This window comes from Rehaibacterium terrae (genome assembly GCF_014202935.1).
Lineage (GTDB): Bacteria > Pseudomonadota > Gammaproteobacteria > Xanthomonadales > Xanthomonadaceae > Rehaibacterium > Rehaibacterium terrae.
The window spans coordinates 47,641-62,792 of the sequence record NZ_JACHHX010000005.1; the positions used below are offsets into that span (position 1 = coordinate 47,641).

General features: G+C 70.6%; 11 protein-coding genes, 1 pseudogene and 1 riboswitch. Of the genes and pseudogenes, 3 read left to right on the top strand and 9 right to left on the bottom strand.

What is annotated here, in order from left to right:
- The first annotated feature begins 306 nt into the window (after positions 1-306).
- Both HNQ58_RS04700 and HNQ58_RS04705 read left to right on the top strand, forming a co-directional pair.
- Complete coding sequence (locus tag HNQ58_RS04700) at positions 307-993, top strand: response regulator transcription factor (RefSeq protein WP_183947641.1); 687 nt, start codon at positions 307-309, stop codon at positions 991-993.
- Entirely contained in the window at positions 977-2,284 is a 1,308-nt protein-coding gene (locus tag HNQ58_RS04705) for a sensor histidine kinase (RefSeq protein WP_183947642.1), read from the top strand. The genes HNQ58_RS04700 and HNQ58_RS04705 overlap by 17 nt, the downstream gene beginning before the upstream one ends.
- A gap of 12 nt (positions 2,285-2,296) precedes the next feature.
- Here the strand turns inward: HNQ58_RS04705 and HNQ58_RS04710 are convergent, their stop codons facing one another.
- The 6 genes from HNQ58_RS04710 to metK all read right to left on the bottom strand — a co-directional run bounded on the left by HNQ58_RS04710 (position 2,297) and on the right by metK (position 8,126).
- Entirely contained in the window at positions 2,297-3,214 is a 918-nt protein-coding gene (locus HNQ58_RS04710; RefSeq protein WP_183947643.1) for a branched-chain amino acid transaminase, read from the bottom strand.
- Between the two features lie 215 nt (positions 3,215-3,429).
- The gene (locus HNQ58_RS04715) at positions 3,430-3,939 is read right to left on the bottom strand and encodes a hypothetical protein (RefSeq protein WP_183947644.1); all 510 of its coding nucleotides are present in this window, start codon (positions 3,937-3,939) and stop codon (positions 3,430-3,432) included.
- Between the two features lie 31 nt (positions 3,940-3,970).
- Complete coding sequence (gene metF / locus HNQ58_RS04720) at positions 3,971-4,795, bottom strand: methylenetetrahydrofolate reductase [NAD(P)H] (RefSeq protein ID WP_183947645.1); 825 nt, start codon at positions 4,793-4,795, stop codon at positions 3,971-3,973.
- Positions 4,796-4,877: 82 nt separating this feature from the next.
- Complete coding sequence (locus HNQ58_RS04725; protein ID WP_183947646.1) at positions 4,878-5,234, bottom strand: hypothetical protein; 357 nt, start codon at positions 5,232-5,234, stop codon at positions 4,878-4,880.
- Between the two features lie 62 nt (positions 5,235-5,296).
- A complete protein-coding gene (gene ahcY / locus HNQ58_RS04730; protein WP_183947647.1) occupies positions 5,297-6,739 on the bottom strand; it encodes an adenosylhomocysteinase in 1,443 nt (480 codons plus the stop codon).
- 64 nt (positions 6,740-6,803) lie between these two features.
- Positions 6,804-6,882, bottom strand: a riboswitch (S-adenosyl-L-homocysteine riboswitch).
- A 41-nt stretch (positions 6,883-6,923) separates the two neighbouring features.
- Positions 6,924-8,126, bottom strand: coding sequence for a methionine adenosyltransferase (gene metK, locus HNQ58_RS04735; protein ID WP_183947648.1), 1,203 nt, complete (start codon positions 8,124-8,126; stop codon positions 6,924-6,926).
- 137 nt (positions 8,127-8,263) lie between these two features.
- Between metK and HNQ58_RS04740 the strand changes: the two genes are divergently transcribed.
- Positions 8,264-9,292, top strand: a complete 1,029-nt coding sequence (locus HNQ58_RS04740) for a metal-dependent hydrolase (RefSeq protein ID WP_183947649.1) — start codon at positions 8,264-8,266, stop codon at positions 9,290-9,292.
- Between the two features lie 62 nt (positions 9,293-9,354).
- On the opposite strand, the gene HNQ58_RS04745 is transcribed toward HNQ58_RS04740, so the two are convergent.
- The 3 genes and pseudogenes from HNQ58_RS04745 to HNQ58_RS13600 all read right to left on the bottom strand — a co-directional run.
- Positions 9,355-10,188, bottom strand: a complete 834-nt coding sequence (locus tag HNQ58_RS04745) for a class I SAM-dependent methyltransferase (RefSeq protein ID WP_183947650.1) — start codon at positions 10,186-10,188, stop codon at positions 9,355-9,357.
- A gap of 59 nt (positions 10,189-10,247) precedes the next feature.
- Positions 10,248-11,546 (bottom strand): Lhr family helicase, encoded by a 1,299-nt coding sequence (locus HNQ58_RS13655; protein WP_425504153.1) that lies wholly within the window; start codon positions 11,544-11,546, stop codon positions 10,248-10,250.
- Positions 11,547-11,975: 429 nt separating this feature from the next.
- Positions 11,976-15,092 (bottom strand): annotated as a pseudogene (locus tag HNQ58_RS13600) (DEAD/DEAH box helicase); the annotation flags it as partial.
- Positions 15,093-15,152: the final 60 nt, after the last annotated feature.

Here is a 15,152-nt window from a genome sequence, read left to right on the forward strand (position 1 = left end):
CTGGCCGGCGGAACCTCTGAATTGATCAGAGGTTCCTTAACGAAAGCATGCACCGGGTTTAACGGGGTTTTAAGTGGTCGCTGCGTAACCTGCGCGGGCTGTGAGTTCTGTTCGACCCTCCTAGATCCCAGGTTCGGCGCCGACAGACTACGGTAATCGGGGCAGTAGCTTTCGGCCCGGGTGAGGAGCGTTCCCCAATCACGCCTCCCCGGGCCGTTTTTCTTTGTGCGCCCGTCTTTGTGCCGCTTTGTGCCGCGGCCTGCGGCTCTGGCAGAATCCCCCCATCTCCCTTCGAGCCATCGCCGCATGCGCATCCTGGTGATCGAGGACAACCGCGACATCGCCGCCAACCTGGGCGATTACCTCGAAGATCGCGGCCATACGGTGGATTTCGCCGCCGACGGCGTCACCGGCCTGCACTTGGCCGTGGTCAACGACTTCGACGCCATCGTGCTCGACCTCAACCTGCCGGGCATGGATGGCCTGGAACTCTGCCGCAAGCTGCGCGAGGACGCGCGCAAGCAGACCCCGGTGCTGATGCTCACCGCCCGCGACTCGCTCGACCAGAAGCTCGAGGGCTTCGAATCCGGCGCCGACGACTACCTGATCAAGCCCTTCGCGCTGCAGGAGGTCGAGGCGCGGCTGAACGTGCTCGCCCGCCGCGGCAAGGCGGCCCAGCCGCGCGTGCTGCACGTGGCCGATCTCGAGTACAACCTCGACACGCTGGAAGTACGCCGCCAGGGCAAGCTGCTGCAGCTCAATCCGACCGCGCTCAAGATCCTGCAGGCGCTGATGGAGGCCTCGCCCGCGGTGGTCACGCGCCAGGATCTGGAAACCCGCGTGTGGGGCGAGGAGCTGCCCGACTCGGACAGCCTGCGCGTGCACATCCATGGTCTGCGCGCCGCGGTCGACAAGCCGTTCGAGAAGCCGCTGATCCACACCCGTCACGGCATCGGCTACCGCATTGCCGACCCCGATGCAGTATCGGCATAGGCTGCGCAGCCGCATCATCGTCTCCTTCCTGCTGTTGGGCTTCGGCCTGACGGCCTTGTTCGCCGCGTCGGTGCTGTTCCTGCGCGCCGAGATGGAGGACGAGCTGGTCGAGTCCTGGCTGCGCCGCGAGGCGCAGAACTTCGCCGAGTTCAAGCGCGAGAATCCCGACCCGAACGCGCCCTACGAGCTCAGCGCGCAGGGCATCGAGATGTCGGTGTTCCGCCCCGACAGCCCGCGCATTCCGTTCGAGTGGCGCGACCTGCCCACCGGCGTCTACGACTACAAGGACCCGCTGGTGCCCGGCCGCGCCGGCCACTTCAAGCTGGCGGTCGAGCGCTACGACGACATGGTGGTGTTCGTCCGTTACGGCTACGGCAGCCGCACGCTCGACCAGCAGCAGCTCTACGTCACCCTGGCGGTGTCGATCGTGCTGTTCTCGGCGGTGGCGCTGGCCTTCGGGCTGTGGCTGTCGTCGCGGGTGATGCGGCCGGTGACCGATCTGGTCTCGCGCATCCGCGCCTACCGCGGCAGCGAGATGCCGGAGAAGCTCGCCCCGCGTTTCGCCGACGACGAGGTCGGCGAGCTGGCCGCCGCGCTCGACGAGTACGCCGAGCGGCTGACCGAGCGGGTCCAGCGCGACCGCGAGTTCAACGCCGACGTCAGCCACGAGCTGCGCACGCCGCTGGCGGTGATCCGCGGCGCCACCGAGCTGATGCTGTCCAACCCGGACCTGGCACCGAAGATGCGCGAGCGGCTCGAACGCATCGCCCGTGCCGAGCAGCAGTGCACCCACCTGATCACCGCGCTGCTGATGCTCTCGCGCAACGAGCGCGGCAGCGGCCGCACCAACCTGTTCCAGCTCGCCGAACAGCTGGCCGAGGCCAACCGCATCCAGCTTGCCGGCAAGCCGGTGGCGATCCGCGTGGAAGGCGACCGCGAGGCCACGATCGACGCGCCCGAGGCGGTGGTGTCGGTGGCCCTGGGCAACCTGCTCGGCAACGCCTGCCGGTACACCGCCGAAGGCGAGGTGGTGGTCCGCGTCGCGGCCGACCGGATCGAGATCGAAGACACCGGCCCGGGGCTCTCGGCCGAGGACGCCGCGCGTCTGTTCGAGCGCGGCTACCGCGGCTCGGCGGCGGGCAACACCAAGGGCGGCGGCATCGGCCTGTCGATCGTCAGCCGGCTCTGCACCCTCTACGGCTGGCAGGTCGGCATCGCGCCGCGCCAGGACCGTACCGGTGCGGTGGCGACGCTGGTGTTCCAGGTCTCCAGGTCGCCGGACGGCGCCTGAGGCCGGGGCGGCTCAGGCCGGCTCCAGCCAGCCCCAGCGGTCCTCGCTGCGGCCGTCGAACAGACCGAAGAACAGCGCCTGCAGGCGGCGGGTGAGCGGGCCGGGGCGGCCTTCGCCGACCGGCCGGCCATCGACCGCGCGCACCGGCGTGATCTCGGCGGCGGTGCCGCACAGGAAGACCTCGTCGGCGAAGTACAGAGTCTCACGCGGCAGTCCGCACTCGATCACCTCGATGCCATCGCTGCGGGCCAGGGTGATCAGCGTGTCGCGGGTGATCCCGGGCAGGATGCCGGCGCGGACCGGCGGGGTATGCAGCCGGCCGTCCAGGACCAGGAACAGGTTCTCGCCGGCGCCCTCGCTGAGCAGGCCGTCGACGGTGAGGGCGATTCCCTCGCCGAAGCCGAGCCGGCGGGCCTCGCGCGCGATCAGTTGGCCGGACAGGTAGTTGCCGCCGGCCTTGGCGCCGGTCGGGATCGTGTTCGGCGCCGGGCGCTGCCAGCTCGACACGCAGGCATCGATGCCGGTTTCCAGCACGCCGGCGCCGAGGTAGGGGCCCCATTCCCAAGCGGCCACCGCGACCTCGGTCGGGCAGTCGGCGCCGAGGCCGAAGCCGCCCAGGCCACGGAACGCGATCGGCCGCAGGTAGGCGTTGCGCAGTCCGTTGGCGCGGATCACCTCGCGGCTGGCCGCCTTGAGCTGCTCGACCGTGTACGGCATCGCGATGTCGTAGACCTTGGCCGACAGCCGCAGCCGCTTCATGTGGTCGGTAAGGCGGAAGATCGCCGGCCCGCTCGGCGTGTCGTAGCAGCGGATGCCCTCGAACACCGACGAGCCGTAGTGCAGCGCGTGCGCCATCACGTGCACGGTGGCCTCGGCCCAGGGCTTGATCGCGCCGTTGTGCCAGATGAAGGGAGGATAGGCAGGACTCATGGCGGCTCCGGTCGGGAGGGCGGCGGACAGACAACGGGGTGCGGGTCGGCGTGCAGGCCGAAGGGCAAAGCCCGGGACAGAGCATCGAAGCATCGCCCTTCCGGCGCAAGCCGGCAGGTGTGGGGTCGCCAAGGCGGCCCGGGCCGTCCACGCCAGGATCGCGACCGCACCCGCACGTCTCCGCCCAGGCCGCTCCGGTCAGGCTTGCCCGCCGCTCAGTGGCGAAGCCACCAGCACCCGGCATGCCGCGCGACGGCGAAGCGGGTGACGCCGGCGGGTTGCTGGAGTATCAGCGCAACCGGTGGCGGTGGGTCGGGCCCGGTCCTCGCGACGGGCGGTACCGGCCCGGGCTCGGCGACCAGTTCCGTCAGCGGCTGCGCGGCGAGGCGTTCGAGCTCGGCCATCACCGCGCGGGCGGTGTGCTGCGTGGTGCCGGGCCAGTGATACAGCGCGGCCAGCGCATTGACGTCGCCGGCGTCGATGGCCAGGCGCAGGCGTGCGTGCAGTTCGGCAGGGGTCGTGGCGCAGCCTGGTAGCGGGTCCTCACGCGCTTCGGGCGTCGCCGGCGCGCCGCGCTCGCGCGCGCCGAGATCCGCGCAGGCGCGGTCGGTGTAGATCGTGACGCCGTCGGCGCCGAGGCAACGGTTCAGGCGGTGCTGCGTCGAGGCCGGCGTGGCCGGCAGCATGAGCGCGAGCGCGAGCAGCGGCGGCAGGAGCCCGGGCATGGCGCCAGCCTAGCCCGAAGCCGCCCGCCGGTCAGCCCAGGCGCGCGAGCACCGCCTGGGTGGGCCGGGCGAGATTGAGGGTGTAGAAGTGCAGTTCCGGCGCGCCGCCGTCGACCAGGCGCCGGCACAGGTCGGCGACGAAGTCGGCGGCGAAGTCGCGGATGCTGTCCACGTCGTCGCCGTAGGCCTGCATGCGCTTGAGGAACCAGCGCGGGATCTCGGCGCCGCATTGCTCCGAGAAGCGCCGGATCTGGCCGAAGTTGGAGATCGGCATGATGCCGGGCACGATCGGCTGGGTCACGCCGATGGCGCGCGCTGCCTCGACGAAGCGGAAGTAGGCGTCGGCGTTGTAGAAGTACTGGGTGATGGCGGCGTCGGCGCCGGCATCCATCTTGGCCTTGAAGTGGCGCAGGTCGGCGAAGGCATCCTCGGCCTGCGGGTGCATCTCCGGATAGCAGGCCACCTCGATGCGGAACCAGTCGCCGTGCTCGGCGCGGATGAACTCGACCAGCTCGGCGGCGAAGCGGAAGTCGCCGCTGCGCGCCATGCCCGAGGGCAGGTCGCCACGCAGCGCCAGGATGCGGCGGCAGCCGAGGGCGCGGTAGAGCTTGAGCAGCTTGCGGATCTCCTCGCGGCTGCCGCCCATGCAGCTCACGTGCGGGGCGGCATCCAGGACGAATCGCTCACGCAGGCGGCGCACCGTTTCCGGCGTGTAGCTCAGCGTCGAGCCGCCGGCGCCGAAGGTCACCGAGACGAAGCTCGGGTCGTGCCGCCGCAGTTTCCCGGCGGTGCGGTCGAGCTGTTCGCGCTGTTCGTCGGTCTTGGGGGGGAAGAATTCGAAGCTGATCGGCGTCATCGTGCGGCGTCGCGGTGGCGTGACCGAAACATATCGCTTTATCCGGATGAAATAAAAGTAATCGGCGAGAGGTCCACGCTGCTTACAGCGGTGCGTCGAGGAGGGCGTCGAGGTCGCCGGCCAGTGCCAGCACGTCGGCATCGGCTTCGATCGCGACGGAAACGTGGCCGTCGCGGAGAGGGCGGACGAACTGGAAGAAGCGGCCGTAACGGATCAGCACGTAGCGCATGCCGCCGCAGTCGATGTCGCCGCGCTGGCGGACCAGCGTGAGCAGGGTCGGGTTCACAAGCAGTTCTTCGTAGCGGTCGCTCTCGCTCGCGCTGGCGTCGGCGATGCCGGCGCGCTCGCGCATCGTCACGCCGTCCGCCGCGCGCACGGCGACGTAGCGGATCTGCGAAGAGAGGGCGAACAGGCGGTCGATCAGTGCATTCGCATCCATGGCACTCAGGCTTCGTTGGTTTCAAAGCGCGATGGGCGGCCAGTGGCCGCCCATCGGGTCGATCAGTAACGGTAATGCTCGGGCTTGTACGGCCCATCCACCGGCACGCCGATGTAGGCGGCCTGCTCGGGGGTGAGGCGGGTGAGCTTGACGCCGATCTGCTCCAGGTGCAGGCGGGCGACTTCCTCGTCGAGCTTCTTGGGCAGGCGGTAGACGGTCTTCTCGTACTTGTCCCGGTTCTGCCACAGGTCGATCTGCGCCAGGGTCTGGTTGGAGAACGAGTTGGACATCACGAACGACGGGTGGCCGTGGGCGCAGCCCAGGTTCACCAGCCGGCCCTCGGCCAGCAGGTAGAGCGAGCGGCCGCTGTCCCTGAAGGTGTAGCGGTCCACCTGCGGCTTGATGGTCTCGCGGCTGGCACGGCCGGCGGCGACCTCGGCGTTGAGGCGGTCGACCTGGATCTCGTTGTCGAAGTGGCCGATGTTGCAGACCAGCGCGTTGTTCTTCATCCCGCGCATGTGCTCGAGGGTGATCACGTCCTTGTTGCCGGTGGTGGTGACGAAGATGTCGGCCTCGTGCAGCACGTCCTCGACGGTCTTGACCTCGAAGCCCTCCATCGCCGCCTGCAGTGCGTTGATCGGGTCGATCTCGGTGACGATCACGCGCGCGCCGAAGCCGCGAAGCGAGTGCGCCGAGCCCTTGCCGACGTCGCCGTAGCCGCAGACCACCGCGACCTTGCCGGCGATCATCAGGTCGGTGGCGCGCTTGATGCCGTCGGCCAGCGATTCGCGGCAGCCGTAGAGGTTGTCGAACTTGCTCTTGGTGACCGAGTCGTTGACGTTGATCGCCGGCACCAGCAGCTTGCCCTGCTCGGCCAGCTGGTACAGACGGTGCACGCCGGTGGTGGTCTCCTCGGAGACGCCCTTCCAGTCCTTCGCCACAGTCTTCCAGAAGCCCGGGCGCTCGGTACGCGTGCGCTTGAGCAGATCCTTGATCACCTGCTCCTCGTGGTTGGCGCCGGGCTGGTCGACCCAGTCGTCGCCGTTCTCCATGTCCACGCCCTTGTGGATCAGCAGGGTGGCGTCGCCGCCGTCATCGACGATCAGCTCCGGGCCTTTCATGCCGGGGTGGGTGAGCATGTCCAGGGTGCACTGCCAGTATTCCTCCAGCGTCTCGCCCTTCCAGGCGAACACCGGGATGCCGGCGGCGGCGATGGCGGCGGCGGCGTCGTCCTGGGTCGAGAAGATGTTGCAGCTCGCCCAGCGCACCGAGGCGCCGAGCGCGACCAGGGTCTCGATGAGGACCGCCGTTTCCTTGGTCATGTGCAACGAGCCGGACAGGCGCACGCCGGCCAGTGGCTTGAGCGGTGCGTACTTGGCACGGATCTGCATCAGGCCGGGCATTTCCTCCTCGGCCATGCGGATGCGCTTGCGGCCGAGTTCGGCCAGCGCGATGTCGCGGACCTTGTAATCGGTGAAGGAGGGATCTTTGACGACTGCGTTCATGGCGTGTGCTCCGTTCGTTGGCGGGCCCGCGGGACAGTGCGGACGCGATGCGCGTGATGCGCGGCGGCAACGGGCGCCGTTGAATCTTCGTCCCCGCCGAGCCTGGCCGTGCCTTGCGCACGGTCGCAGCGCCCCTCGGCGAAGGCGCGGCGGGAGGCATCGCGCCTCCCGCCGTGTTGCGGGATTACTTCTTGAGCTTGGCGTCGGCGCGCAGGGCGTCGGCGCGGTCGGTCTTCTCCCAGGAGAAGGCGGTGAACTTTTCGCCGTTCGGCAGGGCGACCTCATACGGCTTGCGGCCGAAGTGGCCGTAGGCGGCGGTGGCCTGGTACATCGGGTGCACCAGGTCGAGCATCTTGATGATGCCGTACGGGCGCAGGTCGAAGTGCTTGCGGATGAGCTTCTCGATCTGTGCGTCGGGGATCTTGCCGGTGCCGAAGGTGGTGACCGAGATCGAGGTCGGCTCGGCCACGCCGATGGCGTAGCTCACCTGCACCTCGCAGCGGTCGGCCAGGCCGGCGGCGACCACGTTCTTGGCGACGTAGCGCGCGGCATAGGCGGCCGAGCGGTCGACCTTGGACGGGTCCTTGCCGGAGAACGCGCCGCCGCCGTGACGGGCCCAGCCGCCGTAGGTGTCGACGATGATCTTGCGTCCGGTCAGGCCGCAGTCGCCCACGGGCCCGCCGATGACGAACTTGCCGGTCGGGTTGATGTGGTAGCGGGTGCCCTTGTGCAGCCACTTTTCGGGCAGCACCGGCTTGAGGATGTGCTCGCGCACCGCCTCGATCAGGTCCTTCTGCTTGATGCCGGGATCGTGCTGAGTGGAGAGCACGACCGCGTCGATGGCGACGGCCTTGCCGTCCTCGTAGCGCAGGGTGACCTGCGACTTGGCGTCCGGGCGCAGCCACGGCAGCGGCGACTTCTTCGCCTTGCGCACCTTGGCCTGCTGCTCGACCAGACGGTGCGAGAGGTGGATCGCCGCCGGCATGAAGGTCGGGGTCTCGTTGGTGGCATAGCCGAACATCAGGCCCTGGTCGCCGGCGCCCTGTTCCTCGGGCTTCTTGCGGTCCACGCCCTGGTTGATGTCGGGCGACTGCTTGCCGATCAGGTTGAGCACGCCGCAGGTGGCGCCGTCGAAACCGACGTCGGAGCTGTCGTAGCCGATGTCCAGGATCACCCGGCGCACCAGGTCTTCGAGGTCGACCCAGGCCGAGGTGGTGATCTCGCCGGCGACGATGGCCACGCCCGTCTTCACCATGGTTTCACAGGCCACACGCGCGCGCTTGTCCTGCGCCAGGATGGCGTCGAGCACGGCGTCGGAGATCTGGTCGGCGACCTTGTCCGGATGGCCTTCGGACACCGATTCGGAGGTGAAGAGGTAGCTGCTCATCGTGGGGTTATATCCTTTGATTCGGATGAAAGGATTTCGTGGGCGGCAAATGATACACGCAGTCGCGGGAGTATGCATCCGCCCCGGTTAAGCCGGTGTTGCTCGGCGGTGCCGTCCGGGGCCGCTACCATCACGGCATGGATTCACTGACCCAGATCGTCCTCGGCGCCTCGGTCGCCGCGCTCGCCGTCCCCGCCGCCCACCGCCGCCGTGCCCTGTTGGCGGGCGCGGCGCTCGGCACGCTGCCCGACCTCGACGTGATCCCGTTGGCCCTGCTCGGCGTCGATCCGGTGACCAACATGACCTGGCATCGCGGGCCGTCGCACTCGTTGCTCGTCCTCGCACCGCTGGGCTGGCTGCTGTGGCTGTGGCTGAAACGGGTGTGGGCGCCGGTGCGTGAGGCGCCGCGGGCGTGGCTGCTGGCGATCCAGCTGGCATTGCTGACCCATCCGCTGCTCGATGCCTTCACCGTCTACGGCACGCAACTGCTCTGGCCGCTGCCGCTGCGGCCGACGATGTGGTCGAGCCTGTTCATCATCGACCTCGGCTACACGCTGTGGCTGCTGCTCGGCGTGATCGTGGCATGCTGGCTCGGCGCGCGGCCGGCGGCGCGGACCTGGCTGCTGGCCGGGGTGGTGCTCAGCACCGTTTACCTGGGCTGGTCGCTGGTCGCCAAGGCGCTGGTCGAGCGCGAGGCGGCGCGGTCGCTGGCGGCGCTGGGCCTGGCGGACGCACCGCGCTTCTCGGTGCCGATGCCGTTCAACACCCTGCTGTGGCGGGTGGTGGCGATGACGCCGGATGGCTTCGTCGAGGGCGAGCGCTCGCTGGTGGCCGATCGCGGGCCGATGCGCTTCCGCCATTACCCGAGCGACACCCGGGCGCTGGCCGAGGTCGCCCATTTCCCCGCCGTGCGCCGGCTGACCTGGTTCAACCACGGCTTCATGAAGGCCGAGGTGCGTGACGGCAAGCTGGTGCTCAGCGATCTGCGCATGGGCGCCGAACCGGACTACACCTTCCGCTTCGCGGTGGCCGAGGGCGGCAACCCGCACTGGCAGGAAATCGTTCCCGAGCAGCAGCGCTGGCCGTGGAGCGAGCGGCGCGCGCTGGATGTGCTGTGGCGGCGGATCTGGGCGCAGCCGGAAGAGTCGGTAACCGGTAGCCGGTAGCCGAAAAGCTTGCGGGTTGCGATGTTTTCCCGGTTCCCGGTTCCCGGTTCCCGGCCCCAACCTCAATACACCGTCGCCCGCGCCTGCACGAAGGCGAAGAAGAACACCGCGTCCGGGTCGTTCTGCACCTGGTGCAGCTCGGCGCGCATGCCCTCGACGGTGGCCTGGTCGACCTTGCCGGCGGCGATGAGCTGGTCGGCGCCGGACAGCAGCAGTTCCTCCCAGAACGCGATCATCGCCTTGCGCCGGTCCGGTTGGCGGTTGTCGTAGTGGAAGGTCTTGATTTCGGTGGCGACGTCGCGGAAGCCGCCGGCCAGCAGCAGGTTGCCGAGCTTGGCACCGACGAACGGATCGCCGCCGCTGTCGTACTGGTGGTCGTTGAAGGCCATCCAGTAGCGCAGCAGGTTGGGCGAATAGGGGTCGAGGAAGAACGAGGAGTTCATCACCTCGGTGACGTATACCGGCGCGCCCGGCATCAGCACGCGGCGCACCTCGTTGAGCACCCGCGCCGGCTGCGGCACGTGTTCCAGCACCCAGCACAGGAAGGCGCCGTCGAAGCTGCGTGGCTCGAACGGCAGATCGGTGGCGTCGGCCTTCGTCAGCGTGTAGCGCTCGGCGCACCAGGGGTGCCGGGCGAGATTGTGTGCGGCGGCTTCGAGCTGGGCGTCGGACAGATCCACGCCGGTCACGTGCAGGTCGGGGAAGCGGCGCAGCAGGATCTCGGTCTGCGCGCCGACGCCGCAGCCGACTTCGAGCAGGCGGCGCACGCCGTCGAAGTCGATGTGGCGGTAGATGGTCTGTTCGGCGATGCGCGCCTGCTTGACCAGCCGCGCCTGCTCGGTCGGCGAGAAGCCGTGGATGTAGGGGAAGTCGGTGGCGGTGGAGGAGTCGGTCATGGCGTGCTCCGGCGCGCTCAATGTGCGGATTGTCGCGCGGGGTGAGGTGTCCGCAGCGTTCAATGTGTATCGGCTTGACCTGCGGCGGCGGGCAGGTGCGCGGCATGGTCGCGCAGCAGCTCCTTTTTCGCCACCCAGGCCTCGCCTTCGTCCATCGGTACGTGGGTTGCGAATTCGCCGCCGACCAGGGTGGCGACCGGCATGCCGTCGCGGTAGAGCACGCGCGCGCCGGCCAGCGACGGCAGCTTCGGGCCGGCGACGACGATGCCCGAGAGGTTGAGCGGGTCGACGCCGCAGACGCAGACCAGGGTGCCGTCCGGTTCGCGCTGGCGCACGCGGCGCAGCAGGCCGATGGCCTCGGGCAGGGCGAACTGCTCGCCGGACAGGCCGGCGATGAAGCGCCCGCCGCGCAGCTCGCCGCGCGCTTCCATGCGTTGGCAGGCGCGGCGCAGGTCGCGCCACGGTGGCAGCCAGTCGGCTTCGCGTTGCAGCAGTTGCCAGGCGAGCACGCCGTAGCGGCGCAGCAGCACGCGCACGATGTATTCCAGCGATTCGGCCTCGTCCCGCTGCCGTTGCCGCGCGTCGGCAGCGGTGGCGGGCGGCGCGCGCCGCAGCAGCGACCAGCGGCCGGCGTCGGCGATGCCGAACAGCGCCGGCCGGCGGCCGCGCTTGCGGCGTTTGCCGTCGCGTTCGCTCGACGGCACCAGCAGCGCGCGCAGGCCGGCGAAACCGTCGGCGTTGACCTGCCCGGCGCTAACGAGTTCGCCGAGCGCGTCCTCCAGCTCGGCCTGCAGCAGGCGGGTGCCGTCCATCAGTTCGTCGAAGAACGAGGCGCCGTGCTCGCGCAGCCAGTCGGCCACGCGGCGGGCGCGCGAGGACAGCGGCAGGCCGTCGGCCTGTTCGGCGACGAGTGCGGTCCAGCGCGGCATCGCCTTGCGCGGCAGCAGCACGATCGGCGTGGCGCGCACCGGGCCGCTGCCGGTGCGCGGTGTGCCGGCGGTGTGGCCGGCGGCGGCGCGCAGGCGCGTCCAGGCCACGCGGCCGGTCATGCTCAGCTCGTCCAGCCAGCCGATCTCGTAGTCGGCCACGCGCAGCGGTAGCAGTTCGCTCTCCCAGGCGCCGGCCGCGGCCTCGTAGCCTTCGAGCTGGCCGAGCACGGCGGCCAGCGCGTCCGGGCCGGCCGCCTGCGTGCCCGGCGCGACGCGCTGCCACTCGAACACGAAGCGCATGAAGTCGCGCGGCGCCACCGGTTCGATCTCGCGCCGCAGCCGGCCGAGCGTGTAGCGGTGGATGCGCGCGAGCAGGTGACGCTCGCACCACTCGGGCGCGGAGCCCTCCGCAGCAGTCCGGCCAGCCATGGCCGGACTTTCCGCATCAGCGCCCGCGGGCGATGCGCCCGGGGTGAAGCGGCCGCGCAGGGCGTAGCCGTCGCGCTCCAGCCGCCGCAGGGCGAGCTCGATGTCGGCGACCGGCAGGCTGATCGAGGCGGCCAGATCGGCGGCCGTGACCGGCCCCAGGCCGGTGAGGCGGGCGCGCAGCAGTTCGGGCAGGGCGTCCTCGGCGGTCCATTCGACCCGCGCGTACTCGGCCGGGGCGTCGATGCGCGGTTGCCACGCCGCCCGTGGATGGATGGCGAGGAATTGCGGCAGGCGTTCGGCGGCGATCCACAGGTCGTGCTTTCCTCCCGCTCCCGCCGGGACAGGGTCGGTGTGAGGGGGTGACGAGGTGGTGGCGTTCGCGGGCCGGCGAACCCTCGCCCCAACCCCGCGCCCGGCGGGAGCGGGGCTCAGCCGTGTCGCGCGCCGCGCGGCGGCGAGTTCGGCCAGCCACTTCTCCCAGCCGGGGCCGCGCGCGGCCTCCTCGGCGGTGAGCCAGCCGATGCCCAGCAGCGCCTCGTGCAGTTCCTCGGCGTTGCGGGCCTCGGGCCAGGCCTCCTCGCGCACCGCCGCGATCGCGCCGGGGTCGAGGCGGCCCAGATCCTCGGCCGATTCGGGGTCGGCCCAGCGCCGGCTCTGCACGGCCTGGGTGCGGCGCTCCTCCAGCGGGGCGTCGTCGAGGAAGGCGTAGGGGCGGGCGCCGAGGATTTCCGCCGCCAGCGGCGAGGGCTCGGTGAGGTCGCGGCAGACGACCGCCACCTCGCCGGCGTCGATGCGCCGCAACAGCGCCTCCAGCGCATCGATGTCCATCGCCTCGTGCAGGCAGTCGTGCAGGGTCTGCGCGACCAGCGGGTGGTCGGGAATCTGCCGCTCGCCGACGATGTTCTCCAGGCAGGCGACCTGATCCGGGAACACGGTGGCCAGCAGATCCTCCGAACGCATGCGCTGGATCTGCGGTGGCACGCGCCGGCCGCCGGAAAAGCGCGGCAGCGCCAGCGCGGTGGTGGCATTCCAGCGCCAGCGCAGCGGGAACATCGGCGCGTCCAGCAGCGCCTGCACCAGCACGTCACGCACGCTGTTGGCGTGCAGGAACTTCACCACGTCGGCGAGCGGGAAGCTGTGGCTGGTCGAGAGCGAAAGGATGATGGCGTCGTCGGTGGCCGCCGCCTGCAGCTCGAAGTTGAAGCTGCGGCAGAAGCGCTTGCGCAGCGCCAGCCCCCACGCGCGGTTGACGCGCACGCCGTAGGGCGAATGGATGATGAGCTGGGTGCCGCCGGATTCGTCGAAGAAGCGCTCCATCGCCAGGGTCTGCTGCGTGGGCAGCACGCCCAGCGCGGCGTCGGCGGCGGCGTAGTAATCGACCAGTTGCCGGGCGGCGGCGGGGGCGATGCCGACCTCGTGCACGAGCCAGTGTCGGGCGATGTCCAGGCCGCCGCCATGCAGCCGCGCGGCGATCTCCGCGCGCAGCCGCGACAACGCGAACGAGAGCTCGTCGCTGCGGCCCGGCGCCTCGCCGAGCCAGAACGGAATGCTCGGCGGCAGGCCCTGCGCGTCCTCGACCCGCAGCTTGCCGCGCTCGACGCGCAGGATGCGGTAGGAGGCGTTGCCGAGCTGGAACACGTCGCCGGCCATGCTCTCGACCGCGAAGTCCTCGTGCACGCTGCCGATGACCTGCGACTGCGGCTCCAGCACCACGTCGTAGTCGGCGGTGTCGGGGATGGCGCCGCCGGAGGTGAGCGCGGTCAGCCGCGCGCCACGACGGGCGCGCAGCATGCCGTGCACGGCGTCGCGGTGCAGGTGCGCCGCGCGCGGGCCGCGCCGGGGGCTGTAGCCCTCGGCGAGCATGCGCACCACCTCGCCGTACTGCTCGCGGGTCAGCGCGGCGTACGGCCAGGCGCGGCGCAGCGTTTGGTAGAGGTCGTCCTCGTGCCAGTCGCGGCTGGCGACCTCGGCGACGATCTGCTGGGCGAGCACGTCGAGCGCCAGCCGCTCGACGCGCAGTGTGTCCAGCTCGCCGCGGCGCACCGCGTCGAGCAGGGCGACGCATTCGGCCAGGTCGTCGCGCGAGAGCGGAAAGATGCGCCCCTTCGGCGTGCCGCCGACGCTGTGGCCGGAGCGGCCGATGCGCTGCAGGAAGGCGGCGATGGCGCGCGGCGAACCGAGCTGGCAGACCAGCTCGACCTCGCCGATGTCGATGCCCAGTTCCAGCGAGGCGGTGGCGACCAGCACCTTCAGCTCGCCGCGCTTGAGCCGCTGCTCGGCGTCGAGGCGGATCTCGCGCGAGAGACTGCCGTGGTGGGCGGCGACCGCCTCCTTGCCGAGCCGCTCGGTGAGGTGCATCGCGGTGCGCTCGGCCATGCGGCGGGTGTTGACGAACACCAGGGTGGTGCGGTGCTCGCCGGCCAGCGCGGCGAGGCGGTCGTACACGCTCGCCCAGACCTCGCCCGACATCACCGCTTCCAGCGGCGCCGGCGGCACTTCGACGGCGAGGTCGCGGCGGCGGGTGTAGCCGACATCGACGATCTCGCAGCCGGAAGGGGCGTCGGGTTCGACACCACCCCCACCCAACCCTCCCCCTGAGGGGGAGGGCTTTAGAGCGGAAGCGAGGCTTTCCGTTCCATCGCGCACGGGGAGAGACACGCACTCGACTCCCTCATCCCCAGCGGGAGCCCCGCTCTTGACTCCCTCCCCCTCAGGGAGAGACGTGCTCTTGACTCCCTCCCCCTCAGGGAGAGACGCGCTCTTGACTCCCTCCCCCTCAGGGGGAGACGCGCTCTTGACTCCCTCCCCCTCAGGGGGAGGGTTGGGGTGGGGGTGGTGTGCGAGCGTCCGCGCCCCCACCAGATAGCGCGCCACCTCCTCGATCGGCTTCTGCGTCGCCGACAGCCCGATCCGCACCAGCCGCCGCCCGCACAGCGCCTCCAGCCGTTCCAGCGACAGTGCCAGGTGCGCGCCGCGCTTGTTGCCGGCGAGGGCGTGGATTTCGTCCACGATCACGCTTTCGGTGCTCGCCAGCATCTGCCGGCCGGACGCCGAGCCGAGCAGCACGTACAGCGATTCGGGCGTGGTGACCACGATGTGCGGCGGGCGCTTGCGCATCGCCGTGCGCTCGCCCGGCGGGGTGTCGCCGGTGCGCACCATGGTGCGGATCTCGACCTCCGGCAATCCGCGCTCGGCCAGCGCGGCGCGAATGCCGGCCAGCGGGCCCTCGAGGTTGATCCGCACGTCGTTCGACAGCGCCTTGAGCGGCGAGACGTAGACCACGAAGGTGCGGTCGGGCAGGGCGTGGCCGAACAGGTCGCCGTCGCCGGGGCCGGCCAGCCCGCGCCGCACCAGCGCGTCGATGGCGGCGAGGAAGGCCGCCAGCGTCTTGCCCGAGCCGGTGGGCGCGGCGATCAGCGCGTGCCGGCCCGACGCGATCGCCGGCCAGGCCCGCGCCTGCGCCGGCGTCGGCGCGCCGAAGGTCGCGCCGAACCAGTCGGCGACGGCGGGATGGAAGGCGGCGAGCGGGTCGGTGTGGGCGGTCATGGCGGCGTCGGCCCGGAACTTTTTTCGATGCTGCCCCCGGCCGGTCGCAGATTCCGGGAC